The organism is Bacillus sp. A260, from assembly GCF_009861435.1.
Lineage (GTDB): Bacteria > Bacillota > Bacilli > Bacillales > Bacillaceae_G > Bacillus_A > Bacillus_A cereus.
The window spans coordinates 4,133,330-4,155,585 of the sequence record NZ_CP046398.1; the positions used below are offsets into that span (position 1 = coordinate 4,133,330).

A 22,256-nucleotide genomic window follows, 5' to 3' on the forward strand; every position below is an offset into this window, starting at 1 on the left:
AGCCCAATTATGTAAAAGGAAAGCATAGAAAAAAGCTAGGAGCTCTCCCCTAGCTTTTTCTATATTTATTACGATTATTTTGCTTCTTGGTAACGTTTTTCAGCAGCGTTCCAATCTACAACGTTCCAGAATGCGCCGATGTAGTCTGGACGACGGTTTTGGTAGTTTAAGTAGTAAGCATGCTCCCAAACATCTAAACCGATAACTGGAGTTTTACCTTCAGTTAAAGGAGAATCTTGGTTTGGAGTGCTTGTTACTTCTAACTCACCATTGTTTACTACTAACCAAGCCCAACCAGAACCGAAGCGAGTTGCGCCAGCTTTTGCGAATTCTTCTTTGAATGCATCGAAGCTACCGAATTTTGCTTCAATTGCAGTTGCAAGTTCACCTACAGGTTGTCCTCCGCCGTTTGGAGATAGGATTGTCCAGAAGAATGTATGGTTAGCATGTCCGCCACCATTGTTACGTACTGCTGTACGGATTGCTTCTGGTACTTCGTTTAAGTTTGCAACTAATTCTTCTACGCTTTTGTCAGCTAATTCTGCATGACCTTCTAAAGCAGCGTTTAAGTTTGTAATGTACGTGTTGTGATGTTTTGTATGATGGATGTTCATTGTTTCTTTGTCAAAGTGAGGCTCTAAAGCATCATACGCATAAGGTAAATTTGGTAATTCGTGTTTTGCCATTGTTATATTCCTCCCAGTTTATGTATTGCCACTTAAGTGACATACAACTTCATTCTACCCTAATTGCCATAGGGTGCAAACAAATAAATCACATTGTCTTGCTATCATTAAAGTAGCAAAATTCCCACTTCTTTTCAATTAAAATGCTCATATATTCCGTAAAAAAAGCTTCCTTCTACAAGGAAGCTTCCTGCTAACATAATAAACATGCGAAATGGATATGGACCCTGTAGGACTCGAACCTACGACCGGACGGTTATGAGCCGTCTGCTCTAACCAGCTGAGCTAAGGGTCCACAATTATGTATGTAACAACATATCAAATAGAGGAATTCCTATCGGATATGCTCTTTAAGAAATGTAAGATAAATTTACCATATAGAAAAGAAAAGTGTCAATTGTATTTTTCTTATTTAAAAGAAGAAAGTTAATAAAAGAAATTTAGTTATCTCCACTATATGTAAATATAATATATCTTGAGATTCTCTAGATTCCTACGTTACAATGATTTTATACATACATAAAGGAAGTGAATCTATGTCCATATTTACCCAATTCGTAAAAAGCATATACTCGCCTAAAGATATGGCGCTATTCCGTTTTCAAAAAATCGGTAAAACCATTTTGTATATTATGCTACTTTGCTTAATTACTACTATTCCAAGAACTTTTTTGTACGGTAGTTTTATCCAGGATGGTGTTGGCATGGTAAATCAAGTCATCGATAAAGATTTACCTGATTTTAAAATCGAAAATGGCGAACTAAAAGCCGATATTGATCAACCTATTGAAAAAGAAGAAGGAAATACACTTTTCGTATTTGATCCAAATTCAACAGACCTAGAAAAATATCAAAATAAAACAGGTTTATTTGTTTTAAAAGATAAAGTAGTCTCTATGGGAAATGGTCAAACACAAACGTATTCTTATAACGATTTGTTAGGTGCATCTCTTGAGAAAAAAGATCTACAAGAATTTATTTCTTTATTCGATAATATTTATCCAATTTTATTATTTGTTATTGGATTCTTAGTGTATCTATTCCAATTATTCATAACTTTTGTAGGCGTGACTTTACTTGCGTTCATCGGTTCTGCTATGAGCGGTCAACGTAAACTATCCTATAAACAAGTTTGGACACTAACTGCATACAGCTACACGATCCCAACCATTTTCTTCATGATTATGGATTTATTCAAAATCGTCGTACCTGGAGCAACGTTCATTTATATCGCTGTTGTTTTAATCGTTCTATACTTAACGATTAAAGAGGTACCCAAACCGAAAGAAAAATAAAAAATGCCTAAATAGGCATTTTTTTTTTGGACAAGCATATATTCCTAGCAAAGGAGTGAAGAATATGAAGAGATTAGGTATATTCCTATTCGTGCTTGTTCTCGGTTATATATTTTATTACGATATAAAAATCGGTACTTTACCGATGTTAAGTTCATATAAAAAAACAACTGCTGCTCAAACAATTAAAAAAGAAAACACAGACAGTCAACAAAATAAAGCGAACAAAACAGAAAAAGAAACGGATGTATCTTATAAAACAATTGAAGTAAAAACTGGTGAGACAGTTCTTTCTATTACAGAACAAATTAACAAGAAAAAAATTCCTTCCATAGAAAAAGTCATTGACGACTTTAAACAATTAAACAAAAGTACATCTGCTACAAAAATACAAATTGGAAAGTCTTATAAATTCCCGTTATATCAATAAGCTATCACTTAATCCTTGTCAATTACATAAAGGCGCTGATACAATAGTAAAAGTGAAACCGAGTACTTCGGTTTCTATAGCCCTATATCACGTATACTATCATTGATATGAGGGACTAAATAAGAAACTTCTTTTATAAGGAGAGCGATCTATTCGTGAATGAAATGACTCATCGTACAAAAACACGTCCAGTTAAAGTCGGTAATTTAACAATCGGCGGTAATAATGAATTAATTATACAAAGTATGACAACAACAAAAACACATGATGTTGAAGCAACAGTTGCTGAAATCAAGCGTTTAGAAGAAGCCGGCTGTCAAGTCGTCCGCGTTGCCGTTCCAGATGAACGCGCAGCAGATGCTATTGCTGATATAAAAAAACAAATCAACATTCCACTTGTTGCTGATATTCATTTTGATTATCGCCTTGCTTTAAAAGCAATTGAAGGTGGCATCGATAAAGTACGTATCAATCCAGGTAATATTGGTCGTCGCCATAAAGTAGAAGCTGTTGTAAATGCAGCAAAAGAGCGCGGTATTCCAATCCGTATCGGTGTAAACGCTGGTTCATTAGAGCGACACATTTTAGAAAAGTACGGGTACCCAACTGCAGATGGTATGGTTGAGAGCGCGCTACATCATATTAAAATTTTAGAGGACTTAGATTTCCACGATATTATCGTATCTATGAAAGCCTCTGATGTTAACTTAGCAATCGAAGCATACGAGAAAGCTGCTCGTGCTTTTGATTATCCATTACATTTAGGTATTACAGAATCTGGAACATTGTTTGCCGGAACTGTAAAAAGTGCTGCTGGTCTTGGAGCAATCTTAAATAAAGGCATCGGAAATACACTACGTATTTCATTAAGTGCTGATCCAGTTGAAGAAGTAAAAGTTGCTCGCGAATTATTAAAATCATTCGGTCTTGCGTCTAATGCAGCAACACTTATCTCTTGTCCAACTTGTGGTCGTATTGAAATCGATTTGATTAGCATTGCTAACGAAGTGGAAGAATACATCTCTACACTTCAAGTACCAATTAAAGTTGCAGTACTTGGTTGCGCTGTAAATGGCCCTGGTGAAGCTCGTGAAGCTGATATCGGTATTGCCGGTGCACGTGGAGAGGGATTATTATTCCGTAAAGGGCAAGTCGTTCGTAAAGTACCAGAAGAAACAATGGTAGAAGAACTGAAAAAAGAAATCGACGTAATTGCTGCTGAAATGGCTGCTGAACGAGAAAAAGAAAAAGAGACACAAGAACAATAAAAAGAAGGTTGCCACAATATTTGTGAGCAACCTTCTTTTCTACGTAAAAAAGCTCGTCAGTTACATAACCGACGAGCTTTTACTTTGCACATTTTGGACAACGACCATATATTTCAAACTTATGACCCGTTACTTCATAACCAGTAAAATCTTTATTCATAAAATCCATTGGGCAGGAAGTAATCTCTTTCGTCCCCCCACAATCCAAACAAATAAAATGATGATGATGTTCCATAATAGAACAAGTAAAACGAAAATGTTTTTCGCCATTTAATTCCGTTTGTTCTAAAACACCAATCTCAGCAAAAACTGTTAAGTTACGATAAATCGTATCAAAACTAAGCCCTGGATAATCGTCTTTCATATGTTCTAAAACGTCTTTCGCAGTTAAATAACGATTATGTGCTGCAAATAATCTGAGCATCTCTTCTCTTTTTCCAGTATGTTTATATCCTTTTTCTTTCATTAGGCGTAAAGCTTCTGTTAGATTCATACCTATCCCTACTTTATGCAGTTTTTTTCTTCTTCCATAAAATCGCACCGATTAAAATAAGAACTGCTATCATAACAATTGTACCACCTGGCGCTAGATCAAGTTGATACGAAGCAAACATTCCACCAATTACTGCAATTTCACCAAATAAAATGGAAAAGAAAATTGTTTGTTTAAATCCTTTAGCAATACGAATACTTGCTGCAACTGGTAATGTCATTAATGATGATACGAGAAGAACCCCCACTACACGCATTGATACTGCAATGACAAGAGCAACTAATATAATGAAAATAAAGTGAATCCATTTCGCTCTTAAACCAGTTGATACTGCGTATTCCTCATCAAATGATAATAGAAACAGCTCTTTATATAATAAAATAATTGTCGCAACAACAACAATTGCTACAATCCCAATAATAATTAAATCTGTACTTGTTACAGCACTGACACTACCAAATAAATAACTAAATAAGTCTGTGTTAAATCCATTTGCAAGTGAAATGAAAATAACTCCAACCCCCATCCCTGCCGAAAGGATAATTGGAATTGCTAATTCTTGATAGTGCTTATATACAGTTCGTAACTTTTCGATTAGTAGCGCTCCACCAATCGAGAAAATCATCCCCATATATAAGGGGTTTAAAAATCCACCTGTAAAAATGGTTTTTTCAAGTAATAAACTTGCTGCAATACCCGATAACGTCACGTGACTTAATGCATCCGCAATAAGAGATAAACGACGAATAACAACAAACACACCAATTAGCGGTGCAACAAGTCCAATTAAAATACCTGCGTATAAAGAATTACGTAAAAAGTCATATTGTAAAAAATCTTGTATCATTATATCCTCCCGTGATGCTCATGTTCGTGTTCTAAACGATGAACATGATGTCCATATAAGACGGACATTTCTGCATCTTCTAACTCTCGGAACTTCTCTACATTTCCATGGAAATGTAGATGTTGGTTCAGGCATGCAACATGTGTTACTTTTTCAGTAACAGCTCCCATATCATGAGTAACAAGAATTAATGTGATCCCGAGCCTTTTGTTTAAATCCTCTAATATTTCGTAAAAACTTTCCACATTTTTCACATCGATTCCAACAGTAGGCTCGTCCAAAATAAGCAATTCAGGATCACTAACGAGCGCACGAGCAATAAATACACGCTGTTGCTGTCCACCAGAAAGCTCTCCAATGTTACGACCTTGAAACTCACTCATCCCTACATCAGCAATTGCTTTTTCTACCTTTTTTTTATCCTCTTTTGTAAAAAAGCGAAAAAGCCCTTTTTTCGAAACAAGTCCCATTGAGACAACTTCAGAAACAGTTGCTGGAAAACCAGAATTGAAACTATTTGCCTTTTGGGATACATAACCAACTTTGTTCCATTCCTTAAACCTCTTACTATCAACGCCAAACACGCGTATACTTCCTTCTTTTGGCTTTAAAACGCCTAATAAACACTTAAGTAAAGTTGATTTACCTGAACCATTCGGTCCCACTAAACCTAAAAAAGCTCCCTTCGGAACTTGCAAATTAATATTTTCTAACACATTCCGATCTTCATATCGGAATGTTAAACCTTCAATTTCTAATATATTATTCATAGCATCTCACCTATTTTAATTCAGAATGATTCCGATTTATATCTATTTGAATTATAGTACAGCTTATTATAGTTGTAAACCAATCTGCCTAAAATATATCTATTTTTTCAAGAAACCTTACTATTATAACAAAAAGCAGAGAAAAATTCTCTGCTTTCAAAAAATATTCCTATAAACTTTTAGTGAATAGCCGATTTAAACTTACCACCATTTGTCTCTTGCGTGCTCATAATCGTAACAAACGCATTTTCATCAATTTCATGCACAATTGACTTTAATTTCGTCACTTCTAGACGCGTTACAACTGCATAAATAACTTCTTTTTCTTTATCCGTGTAACCACCTTTTGCTACAAGCTTTGTCGTTCCACGGCCAAGACGATGCAAAATCGCGTTTGATACTTCCTCATATTGATCAGATACAATTAAAACCGCCTTCGTTTCATCTAGCCCTTGAATTACTGTATCGATTGTTTTAAATGCGATATAGTACGTCATAACAGAATACATCGCTTGTTCCACACCAAACACAAATGCTGCCCATGCAAAAATAAATAAGTTCACAAACATTACGAATTCACCAACAGAGAACGGTAGTTTCTTCGTTAATAAAATCCCCATAATTTCAGTTCCATCTAACGACCCACCATGACGAATTACAAGTCCTACACCAAGACCTAAAATAAGCCCACCAAACACTGTCGCTAAAATAGGTTCTGTTGTAAATGGTGGCACCGCATGTAACGTTGACTCAATGAAAGCTAACGCTACAATACCAAATGTCGAAGATAACATAAATGTTTTTCCAATTTGCTTATAACCGGAATACATAAATGGGATATTGAGAACAACGACTAAAGTAGAAAAACTTAACCACCAAATGTTAGGAGTAAGATAATCTAATATAAGAGAAATACCAATAATTCCACCATCAATAATTTTATTTGGCATTAAAAATAGTTCAATCGCCACCGCCGCGCATGCTGCTCCAAAAATAATCATAACTAAACGATAAATAAGATGAATAACACTTTCTTTTCGATGTTGCTTTTGCTCCATAAGCCCTCCCTGTACTCTTTTTCTGTAGTTTCGTCCTTATATTATAACATACGCTTCTTTTCCTCATGAAAAAAGAAACTCCATACGAATATGTACAAGCTACATGCTCATATATTTCGATAGAAGAACGCGTGAAGGAGGATAATAAGATGAACCTCATTAAACAAATTGTTAATAAAAAATTAAATCATATTTCTACAAAAGAGTTATTAAAATATAGCAAAGAATACGAAGTTCCTATTACAGCCGCACAAGCTGACCAAATCGTTTTACTTATGAAGGGTAAAAATATTAATATTTACGATAACAACGAGCGACTAGAGCTCTTAAAACAGATCGCAAAAGTAACTTCCCCTGCCACTGCCCAACAAGTAAATACATTATTTCAGCAACTACTAAAATAAGGAGGGGATTTCCCCTCCTTATTGCGCTTTAATTTTTTCAAGAAGCCCTTCATCAAAAGTGCCGTTTTTCAGCATTTCGATTTCCAATTTATATGGTGGCTTCTTATCTTTTTTATCTTCCCCTACATACGGTGTTTCAAGAATTTTTGGTACATGCATTAACTGTGGATGATGTACAATGTGATGCAATGCTTTATACCCAATGTGACCAAATCCAATGTTTTCATGACGGTCTTTTCCTGCTCCGCGTACATTTTTACTATCATTAATATGAAGTACTTGTAAACGATCTATACCAACGATCTTATCAAATTCGTTTAATACGCCGTCAAAGTCATTTACAATATCATATCCTGCATCGTGCGTATGACACGTATCAAAGCATACGGATAGCTTTTCATTATATTTTACACCATCAATAATCTTTGCAATTTCTTCAAAGCTACGACCGCATTCTGTTCCTTTTCCTGCCATCGTCTCTAACGCAATGTTAACCGTCTGTTCTGGCGTTAACACTTCATTAAGCCCTTTAATAATTTGTTGAATACCAGCATCTGCTCCAGCACCAACGTGCGCTCCTGGGTGAAGAACAATTTGTTTCGCTACACCTAATGCCGATGTTCTTTCAATTTCCATGCGAAGAAAGTCTACGCCTAATTGGAATGTTTCTGGCTTCGTCGTATTCCCAACATTAATAATATACGGCGCATGGACGATAATTTCCTCAATTCCGTTCAGCTCCATATGTTTTCTTCCTGCTTCTATGTTCAATTCTTCAATTGGTTTTCTTCGTGTATTTTGCGGTGCACCTGTATAAATCATAAACGTTGTTGCACCGTATGAAACAGCCTCTTCACTTGCTGCTAATAACATTTTCTTACCACTCATAGAAACATGAGATCCAATCTTTAACATACAATCACCTCTTCAATATACAATAGATATAATGATAGCATAATTTGTAGAAATATGTAGTGAATTGTTTGTTCACAAAAGACGCACTACACAAATTCATATGACTATTTAGACAGACTATACTCTTCATTTAAATTAGCGGGATTAAAAAAAGATAAGGGAAACCCCTTATCTTTTTTTATTGCTATATTTTCTCTTCACTTTGTCACGTTCTGTTGCAAGTTTACGTTTATAGTTTGGTTTTACTTTTTTCGGTTTTTTAATAACTTTCGTTGCCATAACATCAAGTTCGTCATTTGGTTTTTTACGGCTCTTACGACGACGACGCTCACCTAAATCTGCCCACTCATCTCCACGTAAATCTACATGTTTAAACTCGATATGACGTTGTTTTTCTAAGCTATCTAACGCTTCTTCGTTTGCTGGATCATAAATCGTCACTGCAATACCAGAATGCCCCGCACGTGCTGTTCTTCCAACGCGGTGAACGAAGAAATCTAAATCTGATGGTAGCTCATAGTTAATAACATGGCTAATCCCTTCAATATCAATACCACGTGCTGCTAAATCAGTCGCAACAATATATTGGAATTCAAGGTCACGAATTTGTTTCATCATTTTTTTACGATCACGTGGTGATAAATCCCCGTGAATTCGTCCAACTTTTAAGCCACGTTCCATTAATCCATCAGCAACTTGGTCTGCCATCTTTTTCGTATTCGTGAAAACAACTGCTAAATACGGTTTAAATTGAAGTAGCATTTTATGCACTAAATCAATTTTATTACGATGTTTAGAAGGCACTAAATAGTGTTCAATGTTTCCAGCTGCAACTTGTTTTGGATTGATATGAATATGCTCTGGATTCTCCATATATTTCTTCAGAAACGGTTTTAGTTTTTGAGGAATTGTTGCAGAGAAAACTAACATTTGCAAGTTTTTAGGCATGCGTGCTGCAATTTTGTCTACATCATGAATGAATCCCATATCAAGCATTAAGTCTGCTTCATCGACAATAATCGTATTTGCTTTATGAACAAATAATGCTTGTTCTTCAACTAAGTCTTTAATACGTCCTGGTGTCCCAACTACGATATGAGGTTGTTTTTTCAATTTCTCAATTGAACGTTGTTTATCAGTTCCACCAATTAAACAACGTGCTGTAATCATTTGGTCTTCCGCACAAAACTTTGTTAATTTCACGATTTCTTCGTAAATTTGTTGTGCTAACTCACGAGTAGGCGCTGTAATAACAAGTTGTACTTCTTCACGACTTGCATTAATTCTGTTTAATGTAGGAAGTAAGTATGCATGTGTTTTCCCAGAACCTGTTTGGGATTGTCCAATTACACTTACACCTTTTTTCACGACTGGGAAAATTTTCTGCTGAATTCCTGTCGGCTCTGTAAAGCGTAGTTCACGAACTGCATCTATTAAAAATGGTTTAAAATCATACTGTGTAAAAGTTTGTTGTGTCATAAGTTACACCTTCTTTCTAAAATTTCTACTGCGCGCACAAATCAGTCAAGTCTACATTATATCGAAATCTACAAGTAAAATCCATCTTTAGTTTAGGTTTTCACTTCAAAAACTAACCTTCTTCCCTTTTATTGCATATTGTATGTGTATATACCTAACTGAAGAAAGGAGGATTTCTCACATGTTTCCGAAATCCCCTACAAGGCAAATGTATCCGAATCCAGGGCAGCAACCTTATACACCATATCCAATTCCACAACTACCACCAATGGCACAAAAAAAGAAAGGTTTTCTTGCTAAGCTTTTTAAAAAACACGATCCAACCGAGCCTTTTATGCAAATGGTTCCACCTTACCGACAAATGGAAGGGCAACCGATGATGCATCAGCAACCACCACCGCCCCAATATCAACAGCAATATCCGCAGCAATATCAACAACAATATCCGCAGCAACATCCACAATATCAACCATACATGCAGCAATATCCTGAGCAAATGATACCGCCTCAAATGTATGAATCAACTGAAACGCGCGGGGGCACAACTACAGCTGCGGCAACAGCAAGCAGTGGCATCGGCAGTTTTTTTTCGAACTTAATTTCAAATCCAACTAATATGATAAATAACATCGAAAAAGTATCCCAAGTCGTTCAATCTGTAGGTCCTGTCGTCGAACAGTACGGTCCTATTATGCGTAGTCTACCAAGCATTGTTAAAATCCTCACCTCTGGAAAAAGCACGGAAGAAAATCAAACGGAAAATGTAACAGAGCCAGTTGAAGTAGAAAGTCCGCCTCCTGCACCTCAAAAAAAGAAACGAAAACGAAAGAAAATAGTGATTGAACCTGTAATAGAAAAAGAGTTACCGAAAGAACCAGTTCAACAAACAGCAACAAAACCAAAACTATATGTGTAACAATCCTTTGTTTTCTATCCACTCCTCCTTTATAATGTAAAAGACTATGCACAAAAGTATCCCTTGTTTAGAAGGAGAGGATTACTCATATGAAAATTGTTAAAATTTCCCCTCGTGGTTATTGCTACGGTGTTGTCGATGCAATGGTAATTGCACGTAATGCCGCATTAGATAAATCATTGCCGAGACCCATTTATATTTTAGGTATGATTGTTCACAATAAACATGTTACAGACGCTTTTGAAGAAGATGGAATCATCACATTAGACGGTCCAAGTCGCTTAGAAATTTTAGATAAAATTGATTCTGGTACTGTTATTTTCACTGCACACGGTGTTTCTCCAGAAGTTAAACAACGCGCAAAAGAAAAAGGTTTAACGACAATCGATGCTACTTGCCCAGATGTTACCAAGACGCATGACCTTATCGAAGCTAAGAAAGCGGAAGGGTATCATGTCATTTATATCGGTAAAAAAAATCATCCAGAGCCAGAAGGCGCAGTTGGTATTGCACCTGACATCGTTCACCTTATCGAAAGAGCCGATGATTTAAAAACATTAGAAATCCCAACAGATAAAATTTTAGTAACAAATCAAACAACGATGAGTCAATGGGATGTTCAACATTTAATGGAGGACATTCAAAAAAAATTCCCAACAGCAGAATTCCATAAAGAAATTTGTTTAGCAACTCAAGTTCGCCAAGAAGCTGTCGCTAAACAAGCTGATGTTGCAGACTTAACAATTGTTGTTGGTGATCCGAAAAGTAACAATTCAAATCGCTTAGCACAAGTATCACAAGAAATCGCGGGTACAAAAGCATATCGAGTTGCTGATGTAAGCGAAATTCAATTAGAGTGGCTACAAGGTGTAGAAAACGTAGCTGTTACAGCAGGTGCTTCTACTCCAACGCCAATTACGAAAGAAGTTATCGCTTTCTTAGAGCAATATAACCCAATGAATCCCGCTACATGGGAAAGAGTTCGAAAAGTACCGTTACAAAAAATATTACCTCGCGTGAAAGTGAAAAAAGAACAATAATAAAAACCGTTGCTTGCATGAGCAACGGTTTTTATTTTTCTTATACAAATATAAATGGATCTGTATGTAACTGCGAAGCATGAATGTGTACATTGAGTTTCTTTGCATCCACTTTTTCTTGTAATTGCTTTTGTACACCTTGTTTCATTACTTTTTCAACATTATGTCCTGGGTCAACTATATTTAAACCGAGCATCATCGCATCATGAGCAACATGATAGTACATGTCACCAGTTACATATACATCTGCTCCTTTAAATTTCGCTTGGTTTATATATTTATTACCATCTCCACCAAGTACAGCTACTTTACGCACTTTATCGTCTAACTTACCGACAACTCTTGCGCCCTTCACGTCTAATGATTGTTTCACATGTTCTGCAAATTGACCAAGCGTCATTTCTTCTTGTAAGTATCCTATTTTTCCTAGGCCTAACGTTTCACCTTTATTATCAAGCGGATACACATCGTATGCTACTTCTTCATAAGGGTGCGCCGTTACCATTGCTTTAATCACTTTCCGCTGTAATGAAACTGGAATAATCGTTTCGATTCGCACTTCTTTTACACGTTCTAACTGTCCAGTTTCCCCGATATAAGGATTTGTCCCCTCTTGAGGTACAAATGTGCCTGTACCCTCGCTACTAAACGTACAGTGGCTATAATTGCCGATATGACCAGCACCTGCGTCTCCTAATGCATTCCTTACTTCTTCTGCATGAGTGACTGGCACAAACACAACAACTTTTTTCATTTCTTCTGCATATGTCGGTGCCAAAACTTCTGTATTTTGCAATCCTAACGCCTCAGCAAGTAAATCATTTACCCCGCCCTTAGCAACATCCACATTTGTATGCGCTGCATAGATTGCAATATCATTTTTAATACACTTTTCAATAATTTTCCCATACGCCTTATCTGTATGAATCGCTTTTAACGGGTTAAAAATTAAAGGATGATGAGCAATAATGACATTTGCCCCTAATTGAATTGCTTCATCCACAACTTCTTCCGTTACATCTAACGCAATCAATACGTGCCGCACCGGTTTATTAAGCGCTCCAATCTGCAGGCCAATCTTATCTCCTTCCATCGCCAAATGCTTCGGATACATACTTTCAAATAAAGAAATAATTTCATGGCCATTTGGAATTTTACTCATGATAAAACCTCCCCTATCATTTTCATTTTCGCTTCTACTTCCCCACGCTTCGCTTTTGTTTCTTCAGAATCAGCTGCACGTTCTAACTGTTTTAAAATATTTTGGAAGTTTTTTAATTCTCCTTCCCATTTTTCAACGAAGGCTTCACTTTTTTCTGTTATTAAAAATGGTCCCATAAACAATTCAGCTTGTTTATTTTCAGAGTAAGGCGCTGCAACATTTCCTCGCTCCCCTACTAAAATTTCGTAAATTTTCCCATCTTCTTTTACGATTTTTTCATGGATAAGCTCCCAACCATTCTCAATAAACCATTCACGAATATGATGCGCTGCAATATTAGGCTGTAAAATTAAACGTGTTACACCTTCTAATTTTTCTTTACCACTTTCTAAAATGTCACGAATTAACGCTCCGCCCATTCCGGCAACTGTAATTACATCTACTTCTCCTGGTGCGATAACAGCTAATCCATTCCCTTTACGCACATCTACTTTATCTTGTAAACCACTTTCAGCTACAGTTGCTTGCGCAGAGCGAAATGGTCCATCTACGACCTCTCCTGCAACTGCTTTTGTAGCAATATTATTTATAATTGTATAACACGGTAAATACGCATGATCCGATCCAATATCAGCGACTGTAGATCCTACTGGTATTTCACGTACAACTTCTTCTAATCGTTTTGAAAGCTTTACTTCATTCATGTATTTCCATTACTCCTTCTCTTGTCAGTCTGTCTCCATGATAATGAATTTATAGTAGTTGTTGCAAGCCCATAACAACAATTCACTGCTCTATCATTCATCGTATTTTAGAAAATATAGAAAAACAAGCCCTTTGCATAAGCAAAAGGCTTGTCATACGGAACTTTATTTTTTCTTCGATAACCAATCAGCTACTTTAGCGGCTTGATCAGCTGGAACTATATTGGCAGGCATATTGCCTTTTCCTTTCGAAAGAATTTCTTTAATTTCATCCTTTGAAAGTTTCCCACCAATTTTTTGCAAGTTAGGTCCAACTGCCCCTTGTAACTGATCACCATGGCAGCTCGTACAGCTTTGCTTCACAATATCTTCTGGTTTTGATGCCGTTTGTGCTGGCTTCCCGCCATTTTTTGCATCAGCTAACTCTTTAGATTTATTTAGCCCCTGAAATGAAAATACAAACATAACGATAATACCCAATGCTGCAATAAGAGCGAACGGAATCAGCGGATTACGTTTCATATCTCTTCTCCCCCCTCTATACCCCTAAATAGTTAGATGATTCAGTCATTTCCATTGTACTTGAAAACGCTCTATCAGAAAAGAGTAAACTACCACTTGTTAAAAATATTCCATAAATTCAGTTTATTGTTTTTTATTGTCATATCGCTTATTATTTCGATAATTATTAACGTTTCTCATCATATTTTTCGCTTTTCTACATATATTTTTGTATAGAATAAACAAAATTAATCGAAAAATCGAAAAATGAGCATTTGCAAATCAAAAGACAATTCTGTAAAATAAATTACAAGAAATTGTAATCGTTGCCGATAGCTAAATTTTAACAAAAATTAACAAAATAAAAAAGTTTACTTCACAATGGTGAAGTAAACTTAAAAAATAACCTATTCTAAGAAATCCTTAAGACGCTTACTACGGCTTGGATGTCTTAATTTGCGAAGTGCTTTTGCTTCAATTTGACGGATACGCTCTCTCGTTACGCCAAATACTTTCCCAACTTCTTCAAGCGTACGAGTTCGTCCATCATCTAAACCGAAACGAAGACGTAGAACATTTTCTTCACGATCTGTTAGCGTATCTAACACATCTTCTAATTGTTCTTTTAGCAATTCATAGGCTGCATGGTCCGCAGGCGATGTTGCTTCTTGGTCTTCAATAAAGTCACCTAAATGGGAGTCATCTTCTTCACCAATTGGTGTTTCAAGAGAAACTGGCTCCTGTGCAATTTTTAAGATTTCACGTACTTTTTCTGGAGCAAGATCCATTTCTTCACCAATCTCTTCAGGAGACGGTTCACGACCTAAATCTTGTAATAATTGGCGTTGTACACGAATTAACTTGTTAATCGTTTCAACCATATGGACTGGAATACGAATTGTTCGCGCTTGGTCTGCAATGGCACGTGTAATAGCTTGGCGAATCCACCAAGTTGCATACGTACTAAATTTGAAACCTTTACGATAATCGAACTTTTCAACAGCTTTAATTAGACCCATATTACCTTCTTGAATTAAGTCTAAGAAAAGCATACCACGGCCTACATAGCGCTTTGCAATACTTACTACAAGACGTAAGTTTGCTTCTGCAAGACGACGTTTCGCTTCTTCATCGCCTTCTTCAATACGCGTTGCAAGTCGAATTTCTTCTTCTGCAGATAGTAAGTCTACACGACCAATTTCTTTTAAATACATACGAACAGGATCGTTGATTTTAACCCCTGGTGGTACACTTAAATCATTGAGGTCAAACTCTTCTTCTGTTTTTGAAATTTGGCGATTATTAGGGCCTTCTTCGTTGTCATTATCACCAACTAAGTCAATGCCTTGTTCACCTAAATATTCATAGTATTCATCCATTTGATCGGATTCAATTTCAAATCCATTCATGCGTTCTGCAATCTCTTCATATGTAAGAACGCCACGTTTTTTTCCGAGCTCAGTGAGTTGTTCTTTCACTTGCTCAAGGGTCATTTCAGTTTCAATTTGTTTAGAACGAGCTGGTTTGTCAGCCATCTGTTCCCCTCCTTACGCGAGATACAAACATTCATTATACTAAAACTTTATCAAAAAAGCTATTTTCTCGCTTTTTGATTTTGTAAATATGCTACATAATATTTAGCAGCCTCTACAGGATCTGTTTTTTCCATTTGTTTCACTTTAAAGATGATCTCCATCTTTTCAAGTTTTTCCTGATGCCGCCTAAGCGTCTCCAAATGGCCTTGCAACACTTCTTCTGTGTATTCTGGATTAATAAATTCATCCGTCGAAATATCAGTGATAATATTTTTCAACTTTTCATCAGAGAGCCAACTTAAAAATGTTCCGACTGAAGGTTCATTTCCCTTTTCATAATATGCGTATAGTTCATATAAAATCCCTTTATGTTCTTCTGTATGAAAATCTTCTATATGGGATTCCATACGAACAGCTACTTCTGCACTTTGCAACATATGGTAAATAATTTCTCTTTCCGCTCTTTCAAAACCTGTTAACTTCGGTTTTGTTTGAACGACTTGAGACGGTTTAGCAACCTGCTTTATTTGTTTTTGCTGTACCTTTTGTTCTTTGCGATATTGGTGCAATTGATTCAAAAGTGTTTCCATTGAATACGAAAATTCTTGCGATAATGACTTCAAATATGACTCTGCCTGCATCGCATCTTGTAACAACGATAACTCTTTTAAAACACTTTTCACATATTCTTCTTTGCCAGACTCATCTTGCAAATTTTTCCCTAAACGCAAATAATTTATTTTAAAACCAACAAAACTCACACTTGATTTCACAAGATTTTCAAAAGCGGTAGTCCCATATTGTTGCACATATTCATCAGGATCAAGCTTATCTGGCAAGGATGTGACTTTCACTTGGCAACCAACTTTTAGCAATAATTGCCCTGCTTTCATCGTCGCTTCTCGCCCTGCTTTATCACCATCATAGCAAAGAACAACAGTTTCAACGTTACGTCGCAGAAGTTTTGCTTGTTCTTCAGTTAAAGCTGTTCCCATTGTCGCAACAGCTTCTTCCACACCACTTTTTACCGCAGCTAGTACATCGGCATATCCTTCAAAAAGAACCACTTGCCCACGCTTTCTAATAAACGGTCTTGCTTGGTGGAAGTTATACAACAATTTACTTTTGTGAAAAATCGGTGTTTCAGGGCTATTTAAATATTTCGGAGTGTCATCCCCTAACGCCCTTCCACTAAACGCTATCACCTTACCTTGTAACGTATAGATCGGGAACATAACTCTTCCACGGAAGCGATCGTAATGACTACCATCCTTCTCACTTCTTATTAGAAGGCCAGCTTGTTCCATACTAGACAGCGATAAACCTCTTTTTTGTAAAATTTTCGTCGCCGCATCCCAAGCAGGTGATGCATAACCAATTTCAAACTTCTCAATCATCTCTTTCGTAATACCACGGTTTAATAAATATGAAAGTGCTTCATTTCCCTCTTCCGTATTTACTAATAAATGATGATAATACTTTTTCAATAATTCATGAGCTTGTTGCATGATGACAGTGTCATCAGATATGTCTTCTTGTTGTCCTTGTCCTGATGTGTACTCTGCAACCGCAATTCCATTTCTTTCGCCTAGCTTTTGAACAGCCTCGGTAAAAGCCAGTCCTTCCATTTTCATTAGAAAGGAAAATACATTTCCACCTTCTCCACATCCGAAGCAATGAAAAATTTGCTTATCAGATGAAACAGAGAATGAAGGAGAATTCTCACCATGAAATGGACAAAGGCCGAAATAGTTACGCCCCTGTTTTCTAAGTTGAACGTATTCACCAATGACTTCTACAATATCGGATGATGTCCGAATCTGTTCAACAACTTCTTCGGGAATTCTGTTCCCCATAACTCCATCTCCGTGTCGTATTTTGTATTCGATATAAATTAAAAAATTCCTTTATAATTCGACAATATTTTTCTAAACTTGTTAGAAAGTGTTGCCGATTACATTGTATAAACGATTTTGAACCTTTCCTATAGGTCCTTTATCTGCATAAATCGCATATACATACTTGCTATATAAAATTGTATACATTTGCTCATCTGTTACAAATGTATCTCTTAGAAACAATACATATACACCTTTTTCCAAGAAGAGTAGCAAGCCACATATACTGTTTGATCTTGAGATCTGTAACTTTTTCATGTTGATCCATATAACAATCAACTCCATTTTGTTCAGTATCTACAATGATCCAATTGCCTTGCTATTTCCTTAAAGGATGAGCATATGATGCGACAAACAAAATTCCGACATGAAATTCCGCTCCAACTTGCACAATTTCAGCCTTCACGGGATATACATCTACACCAACTAATATGTTGTTGATGTTTTGCATATTTCTGTATTCTACATCCCTTCTGTGAATCCTTCCATAATGTGCGTTTTCTTGTATAGATTTTGTCGATTTAACGTAATTACATGTCTTTTTCGTAAATCCTATCCCTAGTTTATTCTGAAAAATTAAAGTCTAAACGTAAAATATAGGTTTTTATCACAATTTTTTATTATAATATATTTTCTTCAACTACGCTACATATCCCTTTATTTTTTCATCTTACATTTCAGGATGACAAACTCACACCTTGAATATACTAAAAGACAAAGGAGTATAAGTATAACCATTACACTACAATCTATTACAAAATCCATAGGTATCATATTTCACACGAGCGAAAAAAGCACATTCACCTTTGGTAAATGTGCTAAAACATTTTTTGGTTTTGCACTGCATTCACAATAATATTTGCTGTTTCTTCAATCGCTTTATTCGATACATCGATTACTTGGCAATTTATTTTACTAATTACTTCCTCAAAGTGATCAATTTCTTCTTGAATACGATTAATATTTGCATATGTTGCTCCATCACTTAATCCAAGTGATTTTAATCGTTCTTTTCGAATATGATTTAACTTATCTGGCGTAATTTTCAAACCGAAACATTTTTCTTTTGCCACTTGATATAGTTCTTCAGGTGGGTCAACTTCTGGCACGAGTGGTACATTCGCAACTTTCAAGCGTTTGTTATGAGCTAAATATTGGGAAAGTGGTGTTTTTGATGTACGCGAAACACCAATCAACACGATATCTGCTTTTAAAATACCTCGTGCATCTCTGCCGTCATCATACTTCACAGCAAACTCAATCGCTTCAATCTTTTTAAAGTATTCTTCATCTAACCTACGGACAACACCTGGCTCATATCTCGGCACTTGCCCCGTAATTTCTTCAATTTGATCAATAAGAGGGCCGATAATATCGTATGCCTCTACCCCTTCTTTTGCAGCCTCTGTTACTAAATACTGGCGCATATCAGGCTTAACTAACGTAAAACATATAAGTGCTTGATTACTCTTAGCAATCGAAATCACTTCTTTTAATGTCCCTGTATCTTCTACATACGGTACACGTCTAATATCAGGAGCAAACGGGAATTGCCCCATTGCTGCTCGAACAACCAAATCAGCCGTTTCCCCTACAGAGTCAGATACGACATATACGATTTTATTATCCATTACATTACCTCACTTTAAACAAATTACACTTATTCGTTATTTACTAAATTTACAAACGCACGTGTAATATTTGTTTTTGTAATTCGCCCAATCACTTCTAAACCTTGTTTCGTATCTTTTACAACTGGCATTGCATCAATCTGTCTTTCTATTAATTCCATCGCAATATCATATAAAGAATCCTCTCTACGACACATCGCAATGTTTGGCATCCTTGTCATGATAATATTAACCGGAAGAGAGGTTAAATCCTGCTTTCCTAAGCTCGCTCTTAATAAATCTTTACGAGACACAACACCAACTAATAGAGTCATCTGATCTACAACGAACAATGTACCAACGTCCTCTAAAAACATCGTACAAATTGCATCGTATACGGAAACATTTTTATCAATTACAACCGGTCTAGATTGATAATCTTGTACTTTAATTTTCTTAACAGCTTCAGATAATAGCTGCCCCCCAGTTTTACCCGTATAAAAATAACCTACGCGTGGACGTGCTTCTAAATAACCAGCCATCGTTAAAATTGCTAAGTCTGGTCTTAGCGTCGCACGTGTTAGACCCAATTGCGCTGCAATTGATTCCCCTGTAATAGGACCGTGATCTTTTACAATCTGAATGATATGTTCTTGCCGTTTATTCAGCTCTATGATAATCACCACCTTTAATGCACAACGAAAAAAGTTATACTATCTCTTAAATATTATATACTAAATATGCTATTCGAAAAAGAAAGTATGTAAAAAGGACCGTATACGGCCCAAAATTATATTTGAAACTTATCAAGTTGTTCTAAAAAACGTCTTGATTTCAAATAAATTCCGCAATATTCATCATAATATGTATTCAATACTAAACGCATTTGTTTTTTTGTGCTATCCTTTACCGATACATTTCCGAGCCTATGTAAATCGAAATGGAAGAAAAGACGTAATAATTTATGAACAGCTTCTCCTACCGGTATACGATATGGGTCTTGCTCTGCATGACGTGAGCACAGAAAACCGCCTTCCCTGACGGAGAAGGCGACAAAGTCTGTTTCTTGATGACAAATCGCACATGTATCAAAGTACGGGCGCATCCCTAATACCGGAAGCATTTTCGTTTGATAAATTAATGATAATACTTCTGGATCAACACCCTCACACATATAATGCAACGTTTGATATAACATTTCAAATAAATACGGATTATGTTTTTTATCTTCTGTTGCTTTATCAGTTAACTCAACAATAAATGATGCATAAGCAGTTAAAAATATATCCTCGCGAATTTCTTTCATAGTTGAAATAATCTCGCCTTGTTGCAATGTTCCAAGCCCAGATCCCATTTGAATTAGAAAATGGCCATGTGTCATTAATTGCGACACAGATGCTAATCGGCTTTTCGGTTTTTTTGCCCCTCTTGCCATTGCACTTACCTTACCAAGTTCTCTTGAGAATATTGTAACAATTTTGTTCGTTTCTCCGTAATCTGTCGTACGGATAACGATGCCCTCAACTTTTTGAAACATGTTCGTCACCATCCAAGGTTTGAACAAAACGGGTCAAGAAATTGGAGAGTCTAGATGCGCTAGCTCCTCTTCATGTTGATCCATCTCATCGTTTACGTCTTTTTCCATTTCTTTCAAAAGCAAGTACGTTTCAATGCTTCCTGTTTTGGAGAAAAACTTCCAGGTAAAATCTAGCATAAGAATCCACCTTTCTCAATAAGCGTAGCCTATAAACCAATTTCCTTTGTTGTTATTAAATTGACCCATTTTGTCCATTTTCATGTGAGAAAAATTTTTCCTAATTTATCAAAGTTCATAAAAACCAATAATCAGTGGATGAACCAACCATCCACTGATTACAACTTTACTCTATTTTAGTACTCATCCTCGCGGAAACCTAGGTCACGAAGCTGAGACATTTTATTACGCCAATCTTTTTGCACTTTTACCCATACTTCTAAAAATACTTTAGAACCAAGTAGCGCTTCAATATCAAAACGAGCTCGCTTACCAACTTCTTTTAACATTTTTCCTTGTTTTCCGATGATGATTCCTTTTTGTGATGCACGTTCAACAACAATCGTTGCATTTATATAAACTGCCCCGCCCTCACGCTTTTGAATCGCATCGATAACAACAGCCACAGAATGCGGCACTTCTTCACGTGTTAAATGTAGTACTTTCTCACGAATAAGCTCTGCAATAATAAATCTCTCCGGATGATCCGTTACTTGATTCTCTGGATAGTATTGTGGTCCTTCTGGTAAATACTTTTTAATTGTCCCAATTAAAGCGTCCACATTATTACCGTCTAACGCAGAAATTGGTACAATCTCTGCAAACTCATGTAGTTTACGATATTGATCAATTAACTCTAGTAATTGCTCTGGATGAAGTTGGTCAATTTTATTAATGACTAAAAATACTGGTTGTTTTGTTTCTTTTAATTTCTCAATGATGAATTCCTCACCACGACCAAATCCTTCAACTGCATTAACCATAAACAGAACAATATCAACTTCTTTTAATGTCGTTTGCGCCATCTTTACCATGAAGTCGCCTAATTTATGTTTAGGTTTATGTATTCCTGGTGTATCAATGAAAATAACTTGTGCATCATTTTCTGTATATACACCTTGAATTTTATTACGAGTCGTTTGTGGCTTATCACTCATAATAGCAATTTTCTGGCCGATAATACGGTTTAAAAATGTAGATTTTCCAACATTCGGTCTGCCAATAATAGAGACAAAACCTGATTTATAACCTTTTCTATTCATGTAAATCCTCCGCTAAAAATGCTCCTGGTAACAATTCTCCGACTGTCGTCTCTTGAACGTCACCATGTAAGTTTGATAAGTATACTTTCGTATCCTGTTTACATAATTCTACCATAACTTGTCGACATGCTCCACAAGGAGGTACTGGACGCTTTGTATCTGCTACAACCGCAATGGCTACAAATTCGTTATCCCCTTCAGAAACCGCCTTAAATAAAGCTGTTCTTTCAGCACAATTACATAAGCCATATGATGCATTCTCAACATTACATCCACGATACACTTTTCCATCGCGCGTTAATAATGCTGCACCTACTTGAAATTTAGAATATGGTACGTACGCTTGTTTACGCGCTTCGATTGCTTCTAGAATTAATTGTTTACTATTCATATTCCCGCATCCTTCCTGTTCACAGCTATGAAGAGATACACTCTCTCATTAAAGGCCC

25 protein-coding genes and 1 tRNA gene are annotated in these 22,256 nt (G+C 36.2%); 6 read left to right on the plus strand and 20 right to left on the minus strand.

Translation table 11 applies throughout. The features are described from left to right. Positions 1-74 precede the first annotated feature (74 nt). Together sodA and GD442_RS20975 are read right to left on the minus strand one after the other, a co-directional pair. On the minus strand, positions 75-686 hold the full coding sequence (gene sodA, locus GD442_RS20970) for a superoxide dismutase [Mn] (RefSeq protein ID WP_001052031.1): 612 nt from the start codon (positions 684-686) through the stop codon (positions 75-77). A 221-nt stretch (positions 687-907) separates the two neighbouring features. Next, a tRNA-Ile gene (locus tag GD442_RS20975) sits at positions 908-981 on the minus strand. 241 nt (positions 982-1,222) lie between these two features. On the opposite strand from GD442_RS20975, the gene yqgB reads away from it, so the two are divergent. The 3 genes from yqgB (at position 1,223) to ispG (ending at position 3,679) form a co-directional block, all read left to right on the plus strand. Next, positions 1,223-1,981, plus strand: a complete 759-nt coding sequence (gene yqgB, locus GD442_RS20980) for a protein YqgB (protein WP_000021898.1) — start codon at positions 1,223-1,225, stop codon at positions 1,979-1,981. A 64-nt stretch (positions 1,982-2,045) separates the two neighbouring features. Next, positions 2,046-2,411, plus strand: coding sequence for a protein YqfZ (gene yqfZ / locus GD442_RS20985; protein WP_000825414.1), 366 nt, complete (start codon positions 2,046-2,048; stop codon positions 2,409-2,411). A 164-nt stretch (positions 2,412-2,575) separates the two neighbouring features. Next, positions 2,576-3,679, plus strand: coding sequence for a flavodoxin-dependent (E)-4-hydroxy-3-methylbut-2-enyl-diphosphate synthase (gene ispG, locus GD442_RS20990; RefSeq protein WP_153577907.1), 1,104 nt, complete (start codon positions 2,576-2,578; stop codon positions 3,677-3,679). Positions 3,680-3,758: 79 nt separating this feature from the next. Here ispG and GD442_RS20995 read toward each other — a convergent pair whose 3' ends face one another. The 4 genes from GD442_RS20995 to GD442_RS21010 all read right to left on the minus strand — a co-directional run bounded on the left by GD442_RS20995 (position 3,759) and on the right by GD442_RS21010 (position 6,847). After that, positions 3,759-4,172, minus strand: coding sequence for a Fur family transcriptional regulator (locus GD442_RS20995; protein WP_001054516.1), 414 nt, complete (start codon positions 4,170-4,172; stop codon positions 3,759-3,761). A 13-nt stretch (positions 4,173-4,185) separates the two neighbouring features. Beyond that, a complete protein-coding gene (locus GD442_RS21000; protein ID WP_000613815.1) occupies positions 4,186-5,019 on the minus strand; it encodes a metal ABC transporter permease in 834 nt (277 codons plus the stop codon). Next, positions 5,019-5,789 (minus strand): metal ABC transporter ATP-binding protein, encoded by a 771-nt coding sequence (locus GD442_RS21005; RefSeq protein WP_001059663.1) that lies wholly within the window; start codon positions 5,787-5,789, stop codon positions 5,019-5,021. The genes GD442_RS21000 and GD442_RS21005 overlap by 1 nt, the downstream gene beginning before the upstream one ends. A 179-nt stretch (positions 5,790-5,968) precedes the next feature. Further along, on the minus strand, positions 5,969-6,847 hold the full coding sequence (locus tag GD442_RS21010; protein WP_000435963.1) for a YitT family protein: 879 nt from the start codon (positions 6,845-6,847) through the stop codon (positions 5,969-5,971). Positions 6,848-6,996: 149 nt separating this feature from the next. On the opposite strand from GD442_RS21010, the gene GD442_RS21015 reads away from it, so the two are divergent. After that, positions 6,997-7,251: a DUF2624 domain-containing protein gene (locus tag GD442_RS21015; RefSeq protein WP_001048954.1), complete on the plus strand. Its 255-nt coding sequence runs from the start codon at positions 6,997-6,999 to the stop codon at positions 7,249-7,251. 18 nt (positions 7,252-7,269) lie between these two features. Here the strand turns inward: GD442_RS21015 and GD442_RS21020 are convergent, their stop codons facing one another. Both GD442_RS21020 and GD442_RS21025 read right to left on the minus strand, forming a co-directional pair. Next, positions 7,270-8,166 (minus strand): deoxyribonuclease IV, encoded by an 897-nt coding sequence (locus GD442_RS21020; RefSeq protein WP_000912460.1) that lies wholly within the window; start codon positions 8,164-8,166, stop codon positions 7,270-7,272. Between the two features lie 168 nt (positions 8,167-8,334). Next, entirely contained in the window at positions 8,335-9,645 is a 1,311-nt protein-coding gene (locus GD442_RS21025; protein WP_000194017.1) for a DEAD/DEAH box helicase, read from the minus strand. Positions 9,646-9,826: 181 nt separating this feature from the next. On the opposite strand from GD442_RS21025, the gene GD442_RS21030 reads away from it, so the two are divergent. Next, positions 9,827-10,561, plus strand: coding sequence for a YqfQ family protein (locus GD442_RS21030; RefSeq protein ID WP_000484167.1), 735 nt, complete (start codon positions 9,827-9,829; stop codon positions 10,559-10,561). A gap of 89 nt (positions 10,562-10,650) precedes the next feature. Beyond that, on the plus strand, positions 10,651-11,601 hold the full coding sequence (locus tag GD442_RS21035) for a 4-hydroxy-3-methylbut-2-enyl diphosphate reductase (protein ID WP_000706662.1): 951 nt from the start codon (positions 10,651-10,653) through the stop codon (positions 11,599-11,601). A 40-nt stretch (positions 11,602-11,641) separates the two neighbouring features. On the opposite strand, the gene GD442_RS21040 is transcribed toward GD442_RS21035, so the two are convergent. The 12 genes from GD442_RS21040 to GD442_RS21090 form a co-directional block, all read right to left on the minus strand. After that, on the minus strand, positions 11,642-12,763 hold the full coding sequence (locus GD442_RS21040; protein ID WP_000036244.1) for a Nif3-like dinuclear metal center hexameric protein: 1,122 nt from the start codon (positions 12,761-12,763) through the stop codon (positions 11,642-11,644). Further along, positions 12,760-13,467 carry a tRNA (adenine(22)-N(1))-methyltransferase gene (locus GD442_RS21045; RefSeq protein WP_001006542.1) on the minus strand — a complete coding sequence of 236 codons (708 nt, stop codon included), beginning with the start codon at positions 13,465-13,467 and terminating at the stop codon, positions 12,760-12,762. Before GD442_RS21045 ends, GD442_RS21040 begins: the two co-directional genes overlap by 4 nt. 165 nt (positions 13,468-13,632) lie before the next feature. Next, complete coding sequence (gene cccA / locus GD442_RS21050) at positions 13,633-13,989, minus strand: cytochrome c550 (RefSeq protein ID WP_000828141.1); 357 nt, start codon at positions 13,987-13,989, stop codon at positions 13,633-13,635. Between the two features lie 386 nt (positions 13,990-14,375). Then, positions 14,376-15,503: an RNA polymerase sigma factor RpoD gene (gene rpoD, locus GD442_RS21055; protein WP_000764065.1), complete on the minus strand. Its 1,128-nt coding sequence runs from the start codon at positions 15,501-15,503 to the stop codon at positions 14,376-14,378. A 59-nt stretch (positions 15,504-15,562) separates the two neighbouring features. Then, on the minus strand, positions 15,563-17,359 hold the full coding sequence (gene dnaG, locus GD442_RS21060) for a DNA primase (protein WP_000528221.1): 1,797 nt from the start codon (positions 17,357-17,359) through the stop codon (positions 15,563-15,565). A gap of 81 nt (positions 17,360-17,440) precedes the next feature. After that, positions 17,441-17,584 carry a hypothetical protein gene (locus GD442_RS27865; protein ID WP_000479733.1) on the minus strand — a complete coding sequence of 48 codons (144 nt, stop codon included), beginning with the start codon at positions 17,582-17,584 and terminating at the stop codon, positions 17,441-17,443. 635 nt (positions 17,585-18,219) lie between these two features. Further along, positions 18,220-19,032: a pyruvate, water dikinase regulatory protein gene (locus GD442_RS21065; protein WP_000368944.1), complete on the minus strand. Its 813-nt coding sequence runs from the start codon at positions 19,030-19,032 to the stop codon at positions 18,220-18,222. A 29-nt stretch (positions 19,033-19,061) separates the two neighbouring features. Further along, a complete protein-coding gene (gene ccpN, locus GD442_RS21070; protein WP_000583756.1) occupies positions 19,062-19,694 on the minus strand; it encodes a transcriptional regulator CcpN in 633 nt (210 codons plus the stop codon). Positions 19,695-19,801: 107 nt separating this feature from the next. Next, on the minus strand, positions 19,802-20,548 hold the full coding sequence (gene recO / locus GD442_RS21075; protein ID WP_000487009.1) for a DNA repair protein RecO: 747 nt from the start codon (positions 20,546-20,548) through the stop codon (positions 19,802-19,804). A gap of 33 nt (positions 20,549-20,581) precedes the next feature. Beyond that, positions 20,582-20,725 (minus strand): YqzL family protein, encoded by a 144-nt coding sequence (locus GD442_RS21080; protein WP_000883924.1) that lies wholly within the window; start codon positions 20,723-20,725, stop codon positions 20,582-20,584. 176 nt (positions 20,726-20,901) lie between these two features. Then, positions 20,902-21,807 (minus strand): GTPase Era, encoded by a 906-nt coding sequence (gene era / locus GD442_RS21085; protein ID WP_001080230.1) that lies wholly within the window; start codon positions 21,805-21,807, stop codon positions 20,902-20,904. Continuing rightward, positions 21,800-22,198, minus strand: coding sequence for a cytidine deaminase (locus GD442_RS21090; protein WP_001086283.1), 399 nt, complete (start codon positions 22,196-22,198; stop codon positions 21,800-21,802). Before GD442_RS21090 ends, era begins: the two co-directional genes overlap by 8 nt. Between the last annotated feature and the right edge of the window lie 58 nt (positions 22,199-22,256).

Coding starts and splice junctions, on each gene's coding strand:
- GD442_RS21015 (WP_001048954.1), top strand. CDS start 6,997: ATGAACCTCATTAAACAAATTGTTAATAAAAAATTAAATCATATTTCT.
- GD442_RS21045 (WP_001006542.1), bottom strand. CDS start 13,467: ATGAATGAAGTAAAGCTTTCAAAACGATTAGAAGAAGTTGTACGTGAA.
- GD442_RS21005 (WP_001059663.1), bottom strand. CDS start 5,789: ATGAATAATATATTAGAAATTGAAGGTTTAACATTCCGATATGAAGAT.
- GD442_RS21025 (WP_000194017.1), bottom strand. CDS start 9,645: ATGACACAACAAACTTTTACACAGTATGATTTTAAACCATTTTTAATA.
- rpoD (WP_000764065.1), bottom strand. CDS start 15,503: ATGGCTGACAAACCAGCTCGTTCTAAACAAATTGAAACTGAAATGACC.
- GD442_RS21065 (WP_000368944.1), bottom strand. CDS start 19,032: ATGGATAATAAAATCGTATATGTCGTATCTGACTCTGTAGGGGAAACG.
- yqfZ (WP_000825414.1), top strand. CDS start 2,046: ATGAAGAGATTAGGTATATTCCTATTCGTGCTTGTTCTCGGTTATATA.
- GD442_RS21080 (WP_000883924.1), bottom strand. CDS start 20,725: ATGCTAGATTTTACCTGGAAGTTTTTCTCCAAAACAGGAAGCATTGAA.
- GD442_RS21035 (WP_000706662.1), top strand. CDS start 10,651: ATGAAAATTGTTAAAATTTCCCCTCGTGGTTATTGCTACGGTGTTGTC.
- era (WP_001080230.1), bottom strand. CDS start 21,807: ATGAATAGAAAAGGTTATAAATCAGGTTTTGTCTCTATTATTGGCAGA.
- GD442_RS21040 (WP_000036244.1), bottom strand. CDS start 12,763: ATGAGTAAAATTCCAAATGGCCATGAAATTATTTCTTTATTTGAAAGT.
- GD442_RS21020 (WP_000912460.1), bottom strand. CDS start 8,166: ATGTTAAAGATTGGATCTCATGTTTCTATGAGTGGTAAGAAAATGTTA.
- GD442_RS21010 (WP_000435963.1), bottom strand. CDS start 6,847: ATGGAGCAAAAGCAACATCGAAAAGAAAGTGTTATTCATCTTATTTAT.
- GD442_RS21030 (WP_000484167.1), top strand. CDS start 9,827: ATGTTTCCGAAATCCCCTACAAGGCAAATGTATCCGAATCCAGGGCAG.
- cccA (WP_000828141.1), bottom strand. CDS start 13,989: ATGAAACGTAATCCGCTGATTCCGTTCGCTCTTATTGCAGCATTGGGT.
- ispG (WP_153577907.1), top strand. CDS start 2,576: ATGACTCATCGTACAAAAACACGTCCAGTTAAAGTCGGTAATTTAACA.
- GD442_RS21090 (WP_001086283.1), bottom strand. CDS start 22,198: ATGAATAGTAAACAATTAATTCTAGAAGCAATCGAAGCGCGTAAACAA.
- recO (WP_000487009.1), bottom strand. CDS start 20,548: ATGTTTCAAAAAGTTGAGGGCATCGTTATCCGTACGACAGATTACGGA.
- yqgB (WP_000021898.1), top strand. CDS start 1,223: ATGTCCATATTTACCCAATTCGTAAAAAGCATATACTCGCCTAAAGAT.
- GD442_RS20995 (WP_001054516.1), bottom strand. CDS start 4,172: ATGAATCTAACAGAAGCTTTACGCCTAATGAAAGAAAAAGGATATAAA.
- sodA (WP_001052031.1), bottom strand. CDS start 686: ATGGCAAAACACGAATTACCAAATTTACCTTATGCGTATGATGCTTTA.
- dnaG (WP_000528221.1), bottom strand. CDS start 17,359: ATGGGGAACAGAATTCCCGAAGAAGTTGTTGAACAGATTCGGACATCA.
- GD442_RS21000 (WP_000613815.1), bottom strand. CDS start 5,019: ATGATACAAGATTTTTTACAATATGACTTTTTACGTAATTCTTTATAC.